Source organism: Bacteroides sp. AF25-5LB, assembly GCF_003602965.1.
GTDB lineage: Bacteria > Bacteroidota > Bacteroidia > Bacteroidales > Bacteroidaceae > Bacteroides > Bacteroides uniformis.
In genome coordinates this window covers 56,075-74,914 of the sequence record NZ_QTMC01000016.1, presented here as the reverse complement: position 1 = coordinate 74,914, position 18,840 = coordinate 56,075, and the positions used below count along the sequence as shown (strand labels likewise).

Sequence of the window (18,840 nt, the reverse complement as noted above, 5' to 3'; positions counted from 1 at the left end):
CCAATTACAAAATTAGAGGAAAATCCGGATACTTTCACTACCCTTATTACGGATTATATAACCTTAGTTACTGTCTTTATATCTGGTTACGTGACTTCATCTCCAGATACTTGTTTATCACATCGACAGAAAGATTCTCCGGTGTAGTCAGTAAAGAACAGATGCCGTGCTGCTTCAAGGTGGAAACAATCAACCGCTTCTCAAATACAAATTTCTCGGCAATGACATGACGGTAATAACCTTCCGTATCTTTTGCAGGCGTGGCGATGTACTCTTCCAAATCGGTATCTTCAAAGAAGATGACAAGCAACCGGTGCTGACGGTTCAACTGCTGTAGATAAGCCAGTTGGCGGTTCAGGCTGCTTATACCGGAAAAGTTGGTGTACAGCACCAAAAGGCTCCGTTTGTTGACATGCTTGTTCAAGTGTACGCACAATGAGGAAAAGTCGGTCTCCCCAAAAGTAGTCTGCTGGCTGTAAAGGTTCTCCAATAACGCCTGCATTTGTCCGGGCTGTCGGGAAGCGGGGATAAATGTATCAAAGTGCTCGTTAAACGTCACCAGTCCGGCTTTATCCTCCTTCCGCATGGCAACGTATGAAAGGACAAGGGAGGCGTTGATTGCATAGTCGAGCAAAGTCATTCCGCGAAATGCCTGCTGCATAACCCGCCCCTTGTCTATCACATTATAGATTTGCTGGGAACGTTCGTCTTGATAGACATTGACCATGAGTTCGTGCCGCCGGGCACTCGCCTTCCAGTTTATCGTGCGGTAATCATCCCCTTTCACATACTCCTTTATCTGTTCGAACTCCGTATGATGCCCCACCCTGCGGATGCGCTTTATCCCCAGCTCGGTCAGGTTGTCACTGATGGCCAGCAGCTCATACCGATGAAGCATCAGATAGGACGGATATACCTTGACATCCTGAGGAGCACCGCAAGTATATCTGCGGGAAAGCAGTCCCATCCTGCCTGCCACAAACACCCGAATCCGTCCGAAAGAGTAAATCCCCCGCCGCGTGGGACGCAGATGATAGGTAATCGTCCTGCCCTCACTCGCCCGGAGCTTCATCCTGAAATCAACATTCCGCAACTGGAATTCAAAAGGAATCTCATCCACCACTTCCACAGCTACCGGATACGGATAACTGCTCTCCACACGTATGTTCACAGCGTTCTCATCTCCGTTGGAGAAACGGGTAGCGCACTGACGGAAAGCCCGGATGCCACGAACGCGATAGAGCATAACCCCATCCACCAGCACCGACAAGGCCAGGACAAACAGCGCCCACTGCCCGATTGTAAAGAACGGAGCAAAAGCATACCCGATACCCATCAGCAGGATAATCAGCACAAGAGTCATATAGAAGCGGCGGCCCAGTCTCATTTCGGAACTTCCACTTTATCAATCAGACGTTGCGTCACTTTTACCGGTGAATAACCTTCCATCTCGGCTTCTGCCGTCAATATCAGGCGGTGCTGAAGTACATACGGAGCAACGAACTTTATGTCCTCCGGTGTCACGAAATCACGTCCTTGCAACAGTGCATACGCCTTCGAAGCCTGCATCATTGCCACAGATGCACGTGGAGAGGCTCCTAAATACACAGCTTTGCTGGTACGCGTCTGTTGCACTATCAGCGCGATGTATTGAAGCAGTGTACGATCCACAAACACCTGCTCCATCAGCCTGCGCAATGACAGCAGTTCTTCCTTTGTAAGGACAGGCGTCAGACTATCCAGCTTCACCAGCGAAGCATTCGTGTGGTGACGCTCCAGAATATCCACCTCCTCCTCCAACGAAGGGTATCCCATGGTTATCTTCATCAAAAAACGGTCCAATTGCGCTTCGGGCAATTTATAAGTACCCTCCTGTTCCACCGGATTCTGGGTTGCCAGAATCGTATAAAGTTCTCCCATTTGATGCGTGGTGCCGTCAATGCTGACCTGCCGTTCTTCCATAACCTCAAACAAGGCGGCTTGCGTCTTGGCAGGAGCACGGTTTATCTCGTCCACCAGCACGATGTCGGCAAATACCGGTCCTTGATGGAAGTCAAAGTCATTGGTTTTCATGTTGAAGACCGTAGTCCCCAACACGTCACTCGGCATCAAGTCCGGAGTAAACTGAATGCGGCTGAAATCCGCCTTAATCAAACGGGCAACCAGACGGGCAAGCAGCGTCTTTGCCACCCCCGGCACTCCCTCCAGCAACACATGGCCGTTTGCCAGGACAGCCGTCAGTACCAGGTCCACTATCTGCTCCTGCCCCACTATGACCGTAGCAATCCGGTCCTTCAACGCTTGTATCTTCTCGGAAAAGAGAGTCAAGTCCACCCGTTTTTCTGTGTTCTCTTCCATAAATATCTTCTTTATATATGATTGATTATTTCATTCATTTTATCGACAAGCCGTTTCATCTCCTCCTCAGAGATGCTGCGCCCTCCGTACACCACCGGCCTCACCTCGCGGATGAATGCGGCAATTTCCCCCGCTTCCATACCCGTCTTCCGGGCAATCCTGCCGAAAGAGCGCTCATCCTCTGCCACTTCCTCCACATCCACTTGCATTTCCCTCCTCAGTTCCTCCGCAAAATAGAGATATTTCTTGCGGACTAAGTCAGCATGGTCCTTCTTCTGATAATAAAGGGTACCTATCAACTCTGCAAACTCCAAAGACTTATTCTCCGGTTCGCGGATAACGGGAATGGCACGCTGCTTCCTACGGGCTGTAAATATCATAAAGAGCAGGATGGAAACCATACTCAAGTACAATGCCCAGCGAAGCGGAGGCTGCGAAAGGAAATAGCGAAAAGGAGACATCTGTGCCTGGGCTGTTTCTTTCATATAGCCTTCGGTACGGACAATGGGAAATCCACCCATTTGGGACAATATACGAAAAAGATAAGCCGCATTCTTCCCATCCAGCACACCATAGTTCGTAAAAAGCAGGGGAGTGGAAGCCAGTATAACCTCCCCCTTTCCCCAAGAAACTGACATGGCAACCGGATGAGCAGCTTCTCCGGTAACAGTTTTTTCCGCCAACACTTTACAAGAAATGGAATCTGCAAAGAAATAAGACTGGCAAAGTTGGGGATAGAAACAGAAAGTCTGCTGCGGATAAACCGCCGAATCCCCCACCCAGCACAAACTGTCTTTCGAGAGCAATGCAGTGGCATATTTTTTCAAAGCCGACGGACTGAAATAGGAATAGCTGCACTCAAATCCCAGCGTATCTTTCAAAATACGGCTGAAAGAGCTCCCCGCCAGCATAATCCGGTCTCCCCGTCCCGCCATCTTCAACATCGCCTCCACATCTACATCCGTCAGATGCAGGTTATCGGTAACAACCAGTATTCCGCGGCGAAGCGTCGTATCTTCCTGCTCCAGCTCATAAAAAGTCTTTCTCGACAACGAATATCCCTTCGGCAACGATGAAGACACCAGGCTATCGAACACGGCACAGCCGAACGGTTGCTTGTCATAATGGCTGAACGTAGGGTTCCAGACAAACTTCTTCGGCAGACGGCACTCTATCGCAAACATCAACACCAGAAAAGCAATGATACCGGCTATAAACCAATGGTTCCCCTTCATGCCATCCCTCCTTTCTCCACTTCTTTCTGCAAATCCCGCATCGCATGGAACAATGTTTCGGTCGCTTCAAAATTTCCGTAACGTACCCGTAGAAAATGGCTGGTCATTTGGCGGAAAGCTGGCAGACGGACTTCATAGATATATTGTGTAGGCGTTTTATATAACTGCCAGTCTATACGTTTTCCGTCGCTGAGCTGTTTCAGCGTCTGCAGATAGAGCAAACGCACCGCCTCCCGATAATCCGTCCGGACAAGCGCATCGGCAATTCCCTCCGCAAAATCCACTCCATAGATGGTATCCTCCCCCACTGTATAGGGCAGGGTACTCTTGCGCGAATGCATGAACAGTTCCGGACGCTTCTTGTACACAAACCAGATGACCAATACAAGGATAAGAATGGCAATGCATATCAACACGACCTCCGAATATTCTGCCACCAACGTATTCCCGAATATCTTGTCCAGCAGCTTGCCGAACCATCTGCTGAACCACTCAAGTACATTAATTTCGGGAGCTATCAGCTCACGGCTGTAAGCAAACGCCGGGTCGGACTGCCAAACGGCAATCTGTGCAGTATCACAAACCAGTGTATCAGCCGGAACCATATTCATAGTCCGTTATCAGAGTTTATCAAAATTGTCAATATCACTCTCTACCATCACATAATCTATCTTTTCCGAAGCATGACCGTATTGATAAGCCAGTCCCAGCAATGAGAAAATCATGGACATATAAACGCCGAATGCCTGGACCACCGCCAGCAGATAAAGCACAAAGCTATAGGCTGCCGATACAGTGGCACCGCCACCTGCATCAGTCATTGCAAAGATATATTTCACAATGGTCCCGATATACCATGGAATCATCGTCACTCCTTGCAAGATGGCGGCAATGAATCCCATAACAATGGAAATCAGTACGATACCTCCCCAGGTAGCGAAACCCAGTCGGTAGGCCTTCTTCAAGGCATCTATGATATAGATATCTTCGAACAGATAGACTGGAGCCCAAATAGCCAGTGGCACAGACACCACCACAACAAGCAGAACGAACAAGAACGCAAGCGCTATAAACGGAATGATGGTGGCTATAAAACCAACAATAAGCCCTACAAACAGCACCAAAAGCACACTGACAATCATTATCAGAAATACCCTTCTGACATTACGGAACAACAAGGGCTTCAGCATCCCTAACGTCACTCCCTCCAAGCGTTCTTCCCGTTCATTGTAAGTACGGACCAATGCGTAGACCAAAGAGGTCAGCATGACAGTTCCCAGCAGATATAGAACGGCATACAGACTGTAATAAGTCACCAGCGCCATGATGGACGCTCCGACAACAGAAGAGTCGAACGAGCCTCCGGTCATATCACCCAAAACCATTGTACCGCTCATCAGCCCGTTCAGGCTCAGCCCCTGAAGCAGGCAAAGCGGCAACATCAGATATGTAGTGAATTTCATCAACGGCTTCCAGTTCTCTTTGATAAAATCAAAGGTAGCAGTTAGTTTCTCTCCAAAAGAACGTTGTACATACAGTGCGATTTTAGGTTTCTGTGCTTCCATGCTTCTTTCTGTTAGGTAAATAAATATAATAAAAAAAGATAAACGACAAAGAAAGTAGAATAAAGCCGAACCTCAAAGCATCCGAAAGTTCGGTATGACGGGTAACAAATCCTTCTATAAATCCTGCCATGATGAATACGGGTACCGTACCCACCACTATTTTCAGTCCTTTTTTGGCTCCCCGTTTGAAAGATTCCAGCCTTGAATAGGTTCCGGGAAAGAGCCATCCGTTGCCCAAGGCAAGACCGGCGGCACCGGCTACAATAATCGCCCAGATTTCGAGTGTCCCGTGCAGCCAAATGGCAAGGGAGGACTCCCAAAGCAAGTCGTGCTGATAAAAGAAGGTTTGGAAAGCCCCTATCATGATGCCATTGTTAAGGAGCATGTATCCGGTGCCAAAACTGGTCAGCAGCCCCATGGCAAAGCAGTTGAAGGAGACCATGATATTGTTCAGCGTGATACTCAGAAACATGGGGAACCCGGAGGAACCGTTATATACAGCCATGGGTTCACCATTAGCGATATTGTTCAAAGTCATATCCACATAAGAGTTTCCTAAAATCAAACGCACAAAATCGGGGTCTCCGGCAGCAGATACCACTCCTATCAATGCGCTGACCACAAATATAATGAAGGAAGCCACTAACTCACGGCGTGCATCGTGCATGGCCGAAGGCACTTCACGGGTCCAGTAGGTGATAATTCTTGACCATTTCTCGCGCTTGTTTCTATAAATGCGGTTGTGCGATGCCGAGGCAAGATTGTTCAGATAGATAGTGATGCGGGAAGCGGGGAAATGCGTTTGGGCAAAAGCCAGGTCTGCCGTAAGCTCCGTATATGCGTCGGCAAGCTCATCGGGAGACAGACTGTCCGCCTGCTCCACTATTTTTTCTGCTTGTTTCCATTTTTCGATGTTCCGCCGGATAAACGTCACTTCTTTCATACCCCATGAATATTTCAGAGAAGTTTTGTCTGAAATCGGTAACAAAAATAAGAGAATAATGATATATTTGCAATGAAATACTAAAAATGTTTTATCAGGAATGGCAGAATCTACAATTATCACCGGGCAGTTTGTCCGCATCAGTCAAACGCCTGCCAGTATCGGTGAACGGCTCATTGCACTGGTCATAGACTATATTCTGCTCGGATTCTATGTATTTTCTACTTTGGCCTTGTTTTCACGGATTCATCTGCCCTCTGATTTCACGATGCTTTTCTTCCTCGCTATCGTCTACCTGCCGGTCTTGTTTTACGCATTTCTCTGCGAAATGTTCAACCAGGGACAAAGTCTCGGCAAGCGGCTGATGAACATCCGTGTCGTAAAAGCAGACGGTTCCACGCCCGGTATAGGCTCGTACCTGCTCCGATGGCTTCTCTTTCCTATCGACGGACCGGTGACCGGTGGCCTGGGACTTCTGGTCGTCCTTTTGACCAAAAACAGCCAGCGAATGGGCGACCTTGCTGCCGGCACCATGGTAATCAAGGAAAAGAATTACCGCAAGATACACGTCAGCCTCGATGAGTTCGACTACCTGACCAAAGACTACCGGCCTACCTATCCACAAGCTTCCGACTTGTCATTGGAGCAAATCAACGTCATTACTCGGACCCTGCAATCGGGTAAGAAAGACCGTACACGACACATTGCCTCCCTTGCGAAAAAAGTGCAGGTACTTCTCTCCATCACTCCTCATGACGGTAACCCGGAAAACTTTCTTCAAACCATTCTCCGGGACTACCAGTATTATGCCTTGGAAGAAATTTAATACAAACTTCCAACAAAACCCAAGAAGTGTTAAGTCTTACGCTTATTTAAGATTCAAGCTGCATCTTTTTGGTTTTTCATTTGTTAATTAACCAGAAGGTCTTAACTAAATAACAAAGAACAATTATGAAACGAATCATTACATTAATCACACTGGTGTTGGTAAGTGCATCGACCCTGATGTATGCACAGAGTAGCAGCGAAACACGCCAAGCAGAGCGTAAAGCCCAACGCGAAGCCCAGAAAGCACGCGAAAAAGCGGAAAATGAAAGGAACTATGCCATTGCCGTCCAGGCATTGAAAGAGGGCAAGTTTGTATTGGAAGCAGACCAGCTGGTGTTCAAGAGAGGACGGAGCGCATTTGTTTCATCGACAACAAACTTCGTTCTGATGGACGGTGAACACGCATCCGTACAAATAGCTGCCAACAATGCCCTTGCAGGCCCCAACGGAATAGGCGGCATCACAGTGGACGGCAGCAGAAAGGAAATGAAAATCACGACCGACAAAAAGGGAAACGTGAATTGCAGCTTCAGCGTACAAGGCATCGGAATATCCGCACAAGTGTATATCACACTGACCAAGGGCGGCAATAATGCATCGGCAAGAATCAGCCCGAACTTCAATTCGAATACCCTGACGCTGAACGGAGTCCTGGTTCCATTGTCCCAGTCAAACGTTTACAAAGGGCGGGCTTTATAAAATACCCCTTTTGTCCGTACAAAGTATAAAGAAAAGAAGATATTCATATCGTGTTCGCAGGATACGAATATCGTGTAGACACGATATTAACAGAATGCGATACAAGGAATTAATAAACTGTTATACAGAATATTAATTCCTTGCATCGTACATAAAGGGAGCTAACAGAATGTGGACATTTATTCTTTTATCTGTTGACACGTCGGGCAATAATATACCGAACCACCCATATAAGCCTCTTTTATGATGGTACTGCCACAACGGAGACAAGGATTCTTCCATGTTTTGGCAGAAAGAATGGTTTTGTAACCTCCGGCGTTGCCATAAAGATCTGTTTGCGTATCGCGTCCGCCCTCGGAAGTCATATCCACCAATGTTTTTTTTTAGAGCATTAAAAAGAACCTCTTTCTGATTATCCGACAGAAGTAGCACTTTCTGTTTGGGATTTATCCGTGCATTGAACAGAATATCCTGCGTTACGCCATTACCGACACCGGGAATATGCTGATTGGTTGCCAATAGAGCTTTAGCAGAGAGGGTCTTCTTTGCTTCGGCAACGAGTTTCTCAAATTCCGCTTCGGTGTATTTATCGCTCAACGGCGAAATGCTTTCCCGACTCAATTTATAGTACTTATTGTCGATATAGCTATCAGAATAAACATTGATAAAACCATACATTGCAACCGTGAAGACAAGGAATGAATCATCATTAAACGTCAGCAACAACTGGTAATTGGCAGGAATCTCATCTCCCGCACTATAATAACGGACACTGACTCCGTCGCCTATGTTCATGATCACATTATCCGAAAGATTGAAATTGACAAACATGCCATATCCTTCGGATGAAAGGATGGTTTTGCCTACGAGCAGTTTACCATACTCCGACGGTTCACCGTTATAGAACGTAAACTTATGCGGTTTGGTGGCATTAAATACCTGCGTGATTGTTTTACCGCTCAAGGCGTTGTTCACTTGTTTGCTCAAGGTGATAACTTCGGGTAATTCTAACATATTATCTTACTTTTATTTTCGATAGGGATATATATTTCCGTTAATAACTCGTCAATAGCCGTGTTGCCAGGTGTATTATAATCAATATCACTCATTATTTTAACCGGACCACTTCCCCTATAATAGGCATCAACACGTTCAATGAGTCTTTCTCTTTCAGATTCATGGCATTTTTCAGCGGTTCGTCCCAGCGGTGTCTAGCCAAAGCATATTTGGAATGATGAACAGTCAGAATCTTTTCCGCATTCAAGTCCTTGGCCGCTTGCCCCAAATATTGGGGCATGGTATGGATATATTTCCAATCTTCGTTATACTGCCCATTCTCCAATATGGCAAGGTCAATGCCGGGATATTGCTTGCCTATTTCGGCAAAATGCGTGTCATATCCGCTATCACCACCCATATAAATCTTCTGCGAAGGGGTTTCGATAAGGAAAGAAGCCCATAATGCCTGATTTGCCTTCAACGAGCGGCCCGAAAAATGCCGGGCGGGCAAGCAATGAAGCAGAAATCCCTTATCCAGTACAGTATCTTCAAACCAATCTAGCTCAACCAGGGATGATTTGTCAAATCCCCAATACTCGAAATGTTCGCCTACCCCCAAAGGACAGACCACCTTGCCTACCCGGTTTTTCAGCTGCATCACCGTCTCATAATCCAGATGGTCCCAATGGTCATGTGATATCACCAGATAGTCAATCTCCGGCATATCGGCAGGCTTGTAGGCATCCGCTCCTTTGAACGGCTTGTTTACAAACGAAACCGGAGAAGCCACACAAAATACGGGGTCTACCAGTATACGCTTTCCGTCTACCTGGATAAAATAGGATGAATGTCCGAACCATACCAATACATTCTCGTCCTTGCTTATCTTGCTGAGGTCCGTCTTTATAACCGGAATCTCCGTTTCAGGACGCAAATCGGTTTCTTTCTTAAATAAGAATCCCCAGAAAGCTCCCAAACGTCCCTTTTGGGAAGTCATCATCACCGTACTGTGCAGATTCCGGAATTCTCCGTCTTTGTAATGAGGCGACTTCTTTATCCTCTCCAACCGTTCTCCTTGAGGAGCCCTCCCGAAACTCGGCTGATTGACAAAAACGAATCCCGCTATGACCGCAACAGCCACAATACCCACTATAATGCCAACTATCATACGTACTCTTTTCGTTTTTAATGAATTCATATTCAATGAAGCTACATTTACAGCTGCAAATATAGTCGAATTGTTATTAAATCACTATCTTCGCGCCCAATTTACGGAATCAATACAATAAAGAAATAAAAAGCCAACAAAGAAATGAACACACACAGTCTATGTTGCATCGGTTATATTACCCAAGATAAAGTCGTAACCCCTAAAAATACCATATATATGCCGGGAGGCACCTCCTTCTACTTCGCACATGCCATCAAGCACTTGAATGCTAACGATTTTCTATTGGTAACAGCTTTGGCTGATACTGACATGGGCATTGTGGAAGACATTCGGAAAGAAGGTATTTCCGTCAAAGCCTTGCACAGCACACATTCCGTCTGTTTCGAGAATATTTATGGAGAAAATCAAAACGAACGTACACAACGTGTCACGGCAAAAGCAGACCCTTTCACCGTGGAAGGTTTGAAAGATACCGATGCACGGATTATCCACTTGGGCAGTCTGCTTGCCGACGACTTCTCTTTGGAGGTCATCAAGTTCTTGTCCGGCAAGGGACTCCTCTCGGTAGACGTGCAAGGATTTCTCCGCAAGGTGGAGAATGAAAAGGTGCTGGCCGTAGACTGGCCGGAAAAGAAAGAAGCATTGAAGTATATCCATATCCTGAAAGCCAACGAAGCTGAAATGGAAGTGCTGACCGGATGCAGTGAACCGCACGAAGCTGCATTGCTGATTGCAGACTGGGGCGTGAAGGAAGTGCTGCTGACCCTGGGAGATAAAGGTTCGCTGATTTATGCCCAAGGAGAATTCCACGAAATACCCGCCTACCCTGCCCTGCAGATTACAGATGCAACGGGATGCGGAGACACCTATATGGTAGGATATCTGTATATGCGCGACAAAGGCGCGTCTTATCGAGAAGCCGGATGCTTTGCCGCCGCCATGTGTACCATAAAGCTACAATCGCACGGGCCGTTCTGCGGAACGGAGGAAGCGATAAATAATGTGATAAGAGGATAAGATGATGGGGTGATAGCAGGATATCACCCCATCATCTTATTTACAATCCGAATTTCTTCAAATCATCTTCCACGCTACCGATACCTGCAACATGGAACATATCAACCAGTACCTTGACGACATTTGGAGAAAGGAAAGCGGGCAATGTAGGTCCTAAGTGAATATCCTTCACACCGAGGCTCAATAATGCCAATAATACAATAACTGCTTTCTGTTCGTACCACGCTATGTTGTAGACTATGGGAAGTTCATTAATGTCGTTCAGCTGGAATACTTCTTTCAGCTTCATGGCTATTACCGCCAGTGAATAGCTGTCATTGCACTGCCCGGCATCCAATACACGGGGAATGCCGTTGATGTCTCCCAAACCAAGTTTATTATAGCGGTATTTGGCACAACCTGCGGTCAGGATAACGGTATCTTGCGGCAAGGCTTTGGCAAATTCCGTGTAGTAGTCACGGCTCTTCATACGTCCGTCACAACCTGCCATTACGATAAAGCGGCGTATGGCCCCGGTCTTCACGGCATCTACCACCTTGTCTGACAGTTGCAGCACCTGGTTATGGGCAAAACCGCCGATAATTTCTCCATGCTCTATCTCCACCGGAGGCTGGCATTGTTTGGCAATCTCTATGATTTCAGAAAAGTCTTTCCTACCTTCAGCATCCTTATCAATGTACTTGCAACCCGGATAGCCGGTAGAGTTGGTGGTAAACATACGTTCTTTATACACAGCATTTGCCAGAGGAGGAACGATGCAATTGGTGGTAAACAGAATCGGTCCGTTGAAGGAAGTGAATTCTTCGCGCTGTTTCCACCAGGCATTGCCATAATTGCCTACAAAATGGGAATATTTCTTGAAAGCCGGGTAATAGTGAGCAGGTAACATTTCACCATGTGTATAGACATCTATTCCTGTGCCTTCAGTCTGTTTCAATAATTCTTCCATATCCTTCAAGTCATGGCCGCTAATCAAAATTCCCGGACGGTTCTTCACACCGATATTCACCTTTGTAATTTCAGGATTACCGTAAGTACCAGTATTGGCTGCATCCAATAGAGCCATTGTCTTTACTCCAAACTCACCAGCTTCGAGAACCAGCTTCACCCACTCCTCTGCCGATAGAGACTCAACTGCAATGGTAGCCAGTGCGCGTTGCATGAAAACATGAACCGTATCATCATTGAATCCCAGACGCATGGCATGCTCCAGATAGGCAGCCATACCTTTCAAGCCATAGACAAGCAATTCTTTCAACGAGCGGAGGTCTTCATTCTGTTCACGCAGAACACCTACTGTCTTCGCTTTTCCGGCATAGTCATCACGCGTTCCCTGCCAAGTCAGTTCATCTACTTTGGGTAAGAGCACTTTGTTATGCTTGGCCTCTTGAATCAATCCATTACGCATGGTGATTCCTTTATCTACCCGCTTCAAAATGCTTTCATCATCGAAATTTGCATTCGTAATAGTGCAGAACAGAGCATCCGTCACAAAGATATTCACTTCTTCGGAGACTGGACAATCTGCCTTGCGCAAAACATCGGCAACGACAGAGACACCTCTAACCACAAACAGCAACAAGTCCATAGCTTGAGCCGTATGACTTTCTTTTCCACATACACCTTTCAGTATACAGCCGGTTCCTTTGGCTGTCTCCTGACATTGATAACAAAACATGTTCGGTTCCATATTCTTATTCATTTAAAAGTTTACATCATCTTTCCATAAGATAAGCGGCACCTCAGCAATAAAAATAAGCAAGCTTATTTTCTATTACTTTCGGTTTGCATTATCTTTGTGCAAAGATGAGAGTTCTACAACGCGAAAACTGTCACGAATGTTACATCGAATCACAAAAAAGTAAAAAAGAGAATGGAAATCCATACATTATTGAAAATGCCTCCTTTTCAAGGCATAACAGAAGAAGAATTATTATCCCTCATCCTGGCACCCGAACATGCACGCAGGCAATACAAACCTGCTGACTTTATTGCCATGCAGGGAGAAGCATACCGTTCTCTATTCATATTGTGCTGCGGCAGTGTGCGTACCCAAATGGTCAGTGCAGAGGGAAAGCAACTCACCATAGAAACGCTGAAAGCCCCGCAACTACTTGCCCCGGCTTTTGTCTTTGCCTCCGAAAACCGCTTCCCGGTAAATATCGAAGCAAAAGAGAAATGTGAGATACTCATCATAAACAAGAATGTCTTCCTGGAATTCCTGCATCGACACCCCACTGTGATGCGCAACTTTCTGCAACTGGTATCGGACAGAACTCTGTTTCTCTCCAAAAAGCTGAATGCCTTTGCCCTGCAAAGCCTAAAATCGCGCATACTGAACTATCTACGCATGCATGGCACAATACTCAACCAGCAGGAAGTGGCACAAATACTGGGAGTGGCTCGTCCCTCGCTAGCACGTGCCTTATCGGAGCTGGCAAGCGAAGGATGCATCCGGATAGAAGAGAAGGAAATGCGGATAAATGAAATCTCCGCCCAAAAGTATTTATAAAAAAACGCCCACAAAACACGCACGCCTGCGCATCTTGCGGACATCTTCATCCTTTTATAAAATTGCCTGCTTTTTCTAAGCAACTTTCTTTAATTGCATGTTCGCTTTCCTACTGCCTTTCCGAACCAATCTGCGAATCCAAAGATAATAGCCCGTCAGCGGCAAGCTGGCCCCTACCAAAGCGGCAAGAAAACTCAATATACGGGTGGTCAGCCCTCCCCAACTGCCTACATGAACGGAGAATATCCAGCCACGGATTTTTCCTGAAGCGTCGGCATCCTTATATAAGGTAGCCCCGGTGATTTCACCGCTACGGGGATTGAACGTATAGCGGTCGGCAGCACGCTGGTTGCCCAACCGATTGAAAGAAACCGTAGCAGAGCCTTTGGACACGGTAATCTGTTTATAATCAGGATTGAGTTCCTTCAGTTCTTCGTAAACCTTCTGCCAGCTTGTAAAAGGAGAGAAAGAATTTCTTTCACGATGCTCACCTCCTGGTCTGCCACCAGACCGGCCTTGAGCCCGTTCTCCTCCCTGGGCAGCAGTTTGTGCCGAAGCACCATGTCCTCCACCCCCTTGCGTGGTTTCCACTCCGAAAACTTTGTAGAAGCCGGTGCGGTACCAGGAGAAAGACCATGACAGTCCCGTAAGCGCCATTACCAACAGAAGAACCAGCGTGTACATACCGCCTGCCACATGCAGGTCATAGCAGAACCGACACCAACCCTTACCGGAAACAATCTTCAAACTGTTCTTCAAAGCCTTTTTTGTACGGGGCCACCAGATAACAATGCCCGATATCAGGACAAAGACAAACATCAGCGTGGCAGTGCCCACAATCATTTTTCCCCAGAAGATGCCTCCATCGGGCTTCATGCTGTCCAGCAACCAGCGATGCAGGCGGAACATGGTCGTGAAAAACGGCGCACGTTCATACTTGCCCTTTATCTCACCCGTATACTGGTCTACATAGACGGAAGCACGACGAGGTTTGGAAAGGTTCACCTGCCAGGCACGCTCCGGAGCAGACGAGGCTGTGACACCCGTCACAAAAACACTATCCGGCAGAGTAGCGGCCACTTTTTCGGCCACCTTGCCCATGGGAAGCGATGCCGGCCCGACTTTCTCCACATAGTAGAGGTCGCGGCGGCAGAGCTCCATCACCTCCGTCTCGAATACCAGCATGGCTCCGGAAAAACAGATAAGGGTAATCAGTAGCCCGAAGGGGACTGAAAGCCATAAATGTATTTTACGAAAAACTTTCTTCATAGGAGCTTTATTCCAGTTTACCTACACCGTTCAGTTGGGTTGCATTGACAACCAGACCCTTGGTAGCTGTTGCATTGGCAGGGTCTACCTTATAGATGGCAGGATAGCCGGAAGAGGTAGTGACTGCCACATATGCGTTGCCATTTTCCATGTACGGGGTATTACCAAAGCCGGAGACATCGCTTGGAAGGCCGTTCACATAAGTCAAAGCTCCGGTGGAGGCATTGAAGACGGCAAGTTGGTTGGCAACCTTGTCTGATGCCGTAATTGCCTTATCATACATCAGCAACAGGAAATAATTACCTGAAATATACCAAGTGCGCAAGAAAGAGGCGCCATTGGCTTTCTCTTCAAGATTATAGTAATAGGCGGCATCAAATTCCTCTGCTTTGGTATCGATGCGTACAACTCCAGCAGGCAATGTAGTCTGCTGACGCGAATCACTCATGGTCTTGGCATAGCTCGGAGAAAATACATATACATAGCCGTCGTCGGCAAGCCAGTTCATCTGGTAGTACTGTGACTTCATGCGTCCGGCAGCATAACTGATTTTGTCTGTAGTGATGACCTTATGAGAATTCAGTGTCTGATCACCAAAGATAGCGATATGGCATTCATTAGGATACTGGGTCCATTGCAATTCGTCCTTCTCATAGGCACCGCTACCCTGCCCGCCGGATTCTGTCTTTATTAAATCCTCATTACCGGAAAGCACCCACTTGTAACTACCGTCTTCATTCTTCTGCATGCAACCATACTGGCTAAGCCCCATGGGAATGGCTGCTGCATAAACCTTACTGCCCACTTGTTCTATACCGGCCAGTGTTACGTATTCACCATTTTCAAGGAAATTTTCGGCAAGAAATGGAGTATCCTTTGTTACCGAGTTCTTTGTATAAGTCTGTTTCTCGACATCCAGATAGGAAATCAAAAAAGATTGGGGAGTATATCCATTTGCATCATTCAGTTCCGTAGGGCCGTCGCCGGTAGAAGTCGTCATTATAAATTGGTCATAATAGCCGTAGGTAGTGAAACGATTGACGTTATACTCCTGGCTACGTTTTTCCAGTTCACCGTTTGTATTCATAATGAACGACTGGGTAGTGCCTGCATTTCCCTGGTGATAATTCAAGGCATACAGATATTTGTTTCCGTAGAACACCCAGTAAGTAGCCCCATCGTTCACAAGGCCATTGCCGGCAGCAGTAATTTCACCGCTTTCCAGTGACTCGGCTGTCAGCAGGACAGGAACGGAGCTACCTGAAACTGTAGCCGTGGCAGCTATCACATAGTTACCCTTTGAACCGGAACCGGAGCCGGAACCCGGTTCGTCTGTGTCTGTACAAGAAATTAAAGCCATTCCGGTCATTGCCATTGCCAAGAGGCCGGACAAAAGATAATTCTTCTTCATTTGTTCTTCTTATTAATTACACCTATTAAAACCATTATATTTATTAATCACCAAAATGTACACGTACCTTGCCATAGAACGCACGCCCGGCTTTCTGAAGACTGAAATTGTCGTACAAATCCTCGTTCGTGAAGTTGCGGCATTCAAACGAGATATTATAGCGGCCATTCTTCAGACTATAGCTCAATGTCAGGTTATGGGAGAACTGGTCGGGTACCATGAAATCCTTGTTCTTGCTACCGATGGCCTGCGAATAGTAGGAGAAGCTGTGCATGTACTGGTTGTCGTAAGTCACGGACAGCATATTCCCTTTCTTCCAGAGGTCGCGCCAATAGAAGTTTACGTCAAAATCAGCAAACTGATAGGGCACATTGGGAATGCGTGCCTTGTAACCGAGATTTTCCACAGAGTTGCCGGTACTGCCGATTTGCATCTTCTCATTGTCACGCACATTCATCTGCGTGAAGTTGCCGCCCACACTCAGCCAGCGTCCGAAGCCATAGCGTGCCGATACATTGTATCCCTTCGTCAGCACCTTGCCGTAGTTGGTATAAGTGGCCCCTTCTTTTCCTCCGCTCAAGTCCTGGATATTGCGCTGGATATAATCCTTCGTATTGCGGTATACCACACCGCCTTCCACGTAGACGGAATGTTTTCCAAAACTCCGGGAATAACTCAGGTTCAAGTTGATGTTGTCACTTTTCTCGGGACGGATGCCGATGTCTCCACTCTCCAGATCTTCGTCACCAAACATCTCTTCGATAGTGGGCAGGCGGTAAGCTTTTTCATAAGAGAGCTTCGCCTGCAAGCCGGGCAGGATGAAGTAGGTTCCGGCAGCACCATATCCCCAAGAGTCTACCGTACGGCTGGTGCGTACATAATTACTACCGGTATCATCCTCGGCCATAGGTCCTGCCACATACTGGCGGTAGTATTTGCCGAATGCCGAGAAGTTCCACTTTTCGGAAGGCATCAGGCGGTATGACAAACCGGAGATATTCTTGCGGGTCTGCTTGGCAATGGCATCCGTCTGTTCTTCCACCGCCAACAGTGAAGTATTATCACGCTGGAATGCACTCAACACATGATTGAAAGTCAGCATGTGGACTCTGGCAATGCGGTAATTCAAGGTCAATGTACCGTTCCAATTGTCATTATCGGCACGGGAATACTGGCGGGACTGTTCGCCGGGGCTGTTCAGCGGATGTTTCTCACCAAGCCAGTTGTATTCGTAGCGGGCAGTATCCACATTCGTAGTGGCATTGCGATTGTAGTTGGCTGTCAGCACCATATCCAGCCCCTTGATTATCAGGTTGCGTTTGCTGTATTCCATCGAAGGCATCAGTGAATGGCCAAAGCGGTGCTTTTCCCCGAAGACTGTCTTCTGGCGTACGCCGGTCTGTATGTCCTTGTACATGTGCGAATAGGTGAAACCGAACATCAGCCGGTCTGCCCAACTTTTGTCCACAATACCCGCTTTAGCCACAATGGCTTCGTTGTGGTAAGTATCATTGAAACGCTTCACGCGCACCTTCTCACTTTCGTTGAAACTGCCCGTCTCAAAATCCTTTACCGGCGCATCTACATAATAATCGTTGTCCGAGTAGTTTTGAAAGGCATTGATTTCATAGCTGAAACCGTTCTTGAAAGTCTGTCCGAAGTTAACGTATGAACGGTGGGTATTGAACGAGCCGTAAGAATAAGAAGCATCCAGAAACCAGTTCCGGCGTTTCTTGTTGGTAACAATATTGATGACACCGCCAATGGCATCCGTACCGAAGCCCACGGGAACTACACCTTTATATATCTCTATACGGTCGGCAAAGCTCACCGGAATATTGTTCAAGCTGAAGGAGCTTCCCACACCTTCCTGCGGCACACCGTCAATGAACACCTTGACGTGCTTTCCGCTAAAACCGTCCAGCATCAACTGCATATCCGAACCTACCCCACCCGACTCACGGAGTTTCATGCCCGGAGCCTTGGTCAAGGCATCGCTCAGATTCTTCGTGGTGTTCTGGAGTTCCTTTGTATCGACTGCCACAGCATTGAATGCCGACCTCTTCACCCGGCTCACTCCGGTAGAAACGATAGTCACCTCGTCCAGCTGTTGCGTTTCAGGAGCGATGGTTATGTTCAGCTTCATCCGCTCATCATTGACCAGCTTCACCTTTTTCTCCACCTTTGTATAACCTACGGCAGACACCACCAACGTATAGTCGCCGGCAGGCGCCTTGATGTGATAGAGGCCTTCCTGATTCGTGGTTCCTCCATAACTCGTCCCTTTCAGATAAACAGTCGCAAAATCCACCGTTTCTTTTTCCGTAGAAATGATTCTACCAGAAATCATCCCTCCTCTCCTCTGCGCATGTACAGACAGAGAAGCCAACAGAAGGAGAAACAGCAGCGAGAATTTAAATGTATATGCTTTCAATTTTATAATAATTATAATGTTGTTAGTAAACCGGTGCAAAGGTCATTATTAACATCCAGCTGTGCAATCGCTTATTGTAGGTAATTATATGGAGTGGATTTATCGTATATATCATACCATGCAATCACCATTGATAGGTATTATCAATAATAAAACAGATAAAAAAACCGAAAACGAGCTCGGAAGGTGCTGAGGAAATCTCTTAAATAATAAAATCAAAACAATTTCTTATTCGTCAGCGGCATTTATGCGGATAATCGTAAAAGAGAAAATAAAGATGTAGCAAAACTAATGATAGAGAAGCCTTATATTAGCCGATGAATAAAGACAGACTAACTTCTCATTTACTAAAAACTATTCGTCCGACAGTTGTTACATTATCGTCCGACGGCTGTTTAA

The 18,840-nt window shown here is 46.8% G+C and carries 15 protein-coding genes and 1 pseudogene; 4 read left to right on the top strand and 12 right to left on the bottom strand.

What is annotated here, in order from left to right:
* Nucleotides 1-76 precede the first annotated feature (76 nt).
* Genes DWY57_RS16220 through DWY57_RS16195 form a run of 6 tightly spaced genes read right to left on the bottom strand, consistent with a single transcriptional unit; the run spans nt 77 to nt 6,101 of the window.
* The gene (locus tag DWY57_RS16220) at nt 77-1,387 is read right to left on the bottom strand and encodes a DUF58 domain-containing protein (RefSeq protein WP_119962080.1); all 1,311 of its coding nucleotides are present in this window, start codon (nt 1,385-1,387) and stop codon (nt 77-79) included.
* Nucleotides 1,384-2,358, bottom strand: a complete 975-nt coding sequence (locus DWY57_RS16215; RefSeq protein ID WP_119962079.1) for a MoxR family ATPase — start codon at nt 2,356-2,358, stop codon at nt 1,384-1,386. The genes DWY57_RS16220 and DWY57_RS16215 overlap by 4 nt, the downstream gene beginning before the upstream one ends.
* 11 nt (nt 2,359-2,369) lie before the next feature.
* A complete protein-coding gene (locus DWY57_RS16210; protein WP_117965320.1) occupies nt 2,370-3,593 on the bottom strand; it encodes a DUF4350 domain-containing protein in 1,224 nt (407 codons plus the stop codon).
* Complete coding sequence (locus tag DWY57_RS16205; RefSeq protein ID WP_117689197.1) at nt 3,590-4,204, bottom strand: DUF4129 domain-containing protein; 615 nt, start codon at nt 4,202-4,204, stop codon at nt 3,590-3,592. Before DWY57_RS16205 ends, DWY57_RS16210 begins: the two co-directional genes overlap by 4 nt.
* Nucleotides 4,205-4,213: 9 nt before the next feature.
* Nucleotides 4,214-5,158 carry a hypothetical protein gene (locus tag DWY57_RS16200; protein ID WP_117600338.1) on the bottom strand — a complete coding sequence of 315 codons (945 nt, stop codon included), beginning with the start codon at nt 5,156-5,158 and terminating at the stop codon, nt 4,214-4,216.
* Complete coding sequence (locus DWY57_RS16195; RefSeq protein ID WP_119962078.1) at nt 5,139-6,101, bottom strand: stage II sporulation protein M; 963 nt, start codon at nt 6,099-6,101, stop codon at nt 5,139-5,141. Before DWY57_RS16195 ends, DWY57_RS16200 begins: the two co-directional genes overlap by 20 nt.
* Nucleotides 6,102-6,201: 100 nt before the next feature.
* On the opposite strand from DWY57_RS16195, the gene DWY57_RS16190 reads away from it, so the two are divergent.
* Both DWY57_RS16190 and DWY57_RS16185 read left to right on the top strand, forming a co-directional pair.
* A complete protein-coding gene (locus tag DWY57_RS16190; RefSeq protein ID WP_117600340.1) occupies nt 6,202-6,927 on the top strand; it encodes an RDD family protein in 726 nt (241 codons plus the stop codon).
* Between the two features lie 125 nt (nt 6,928-7,052).
* Nucleotides 7,053-7,628, top strand: coding sequence for a DUF4251 domain-containing protein (locus tag DWY57_RS16185; RefSeq protein ID WP_119962077.1), 576 nt, complete (start codon nt 7,053-7,055; stop codon nt 7,626-7,628).
* Between the two features lie 179 nt (nt 7,629-7,807).
* On the opposite strand, the pseudogene DWY57_RS16180 reads toward DWY57_RS16185, so the two are convergent.
* Both DWY57_RS16180 and DWY57_RS16175 read right to left on the bottom strand, forming a co-directional pair.
* Nucleotides 7,808-8,642 (bottom strand): annotated as a pseudogene (locus DWY57_RS16180) (DNA-formamidopyrimidine glycosylase family protein).
* A 94-nt stretch (nt 8,643-8,736) separates the two neighbouring features.
* Entirely contained in the window at nt 8,737-9,825 is a 1,089-nt protein-coding gene (locus DWY57_RS16175) for an MBL fold metallo-hydrolase (RefSeq protein WP_317126737.1), read from the bottom strand.
* Between the two features lie 114 nt (nt 9,826-9,939).
* On the opposite strand from DWY57_RS16175, the gene DWY57_RS16170 reads away from it, so the two are divergent.
* Nucleotides 9,940-10,815: a PfkB family carbohydrate kinase gene (locus DWY57_RS16170; protein ID WP_061412187.1), complete on the top strand. Its 876-nt coding sequence runs from the start codon at nt 9,940-9,942 to the stop codon at nt 10,813-10,815.
* A 40-nt stretch (nt 10,816-10,855) separates the two neighbouring features.
* Here DWY57_RS16170 and hcp read toward each other — a convergent pair whose 3' ends face one another.
* The gene (gene hcp / locus DWY57_RS16165; protein WP_119962102.1) at nt 10,856-12,505 is read right to left on the bottom strand and encodes a hydroxylamine reductase; all 1,650 of its coding nucleotides are present in this window, start codon (nt 12,503-12,505) and stop codon (nt 10,856-10,858) included.
* Between the two features lie 183 nt (nt 12,506-12,688).
* Between hcp and DWY57_RS16160 the strand changes: the two genes are divergently transcribed.
* Nucleotides 12,689-13,327: a Crp/Fnr family transcriptional regulator gene (locus tag DWY57_RS16160; protein WP_117600342.1), complete on the top strand. Its 639-nt coding sequence runs from the start codon at nt 12,689-12,691 to the stop codon at nt 13,325-13,327.
* Between the two features lie 75 nt (nt 13,328-13,402).
* Here the strand turns inward: DWY57_RS16160 and DWY57_RS16155 are convergent, their stop codons facing one another.
* The 3 genes from DWY57_RS16155 to DWY57_RS16145 are packed head-to-tail and all read right to left on the bottom strand — an operon-like array spanning nt 13,403 to nt 18,357.
* Nucleotides 13,403-14,596 (bottom strand): PepSY-associated TM helix domain-containing protein, encoded by a 1,194-nt coding sequence (locus DWY57_RS16155; protein ID WP_117600343.1) that lies wholly within the window; start codon nt 14,594-14,596, stop codon nt 13,403-13,405.
* A 7-nt stretch (nt 14,597-14,603) separates the two neighbouring features.
* The gene (locus tag DWY57_RS16150) at nt 14,604-16,007 is read right to left on the bottom strand and encodes a DUF4374 domain-containing protein (protein ID WP_119962075.1); all 1,404 of its coding nucleotides are present in this window, start codon (nt 16,005-16,007) and stop codon (nt 14,604-14,606) included.
* A 43-nt stretch (nt 16,008-16,050) separates the two neighbouring features.
* Nucleotides 16,051-18,357, bottom strand: a complete 2,307-nt coding sequence (locus tag DWY57_RS16145; RefSeq protein ID WP_243634706.1) for a TonB-dependent receptor — start codon at nt 18,355-18,357, stop codon at nt 16,051-16,053.
* Nucleotides 18,358-18,840 lie beyond the last annotated feature (483 nt).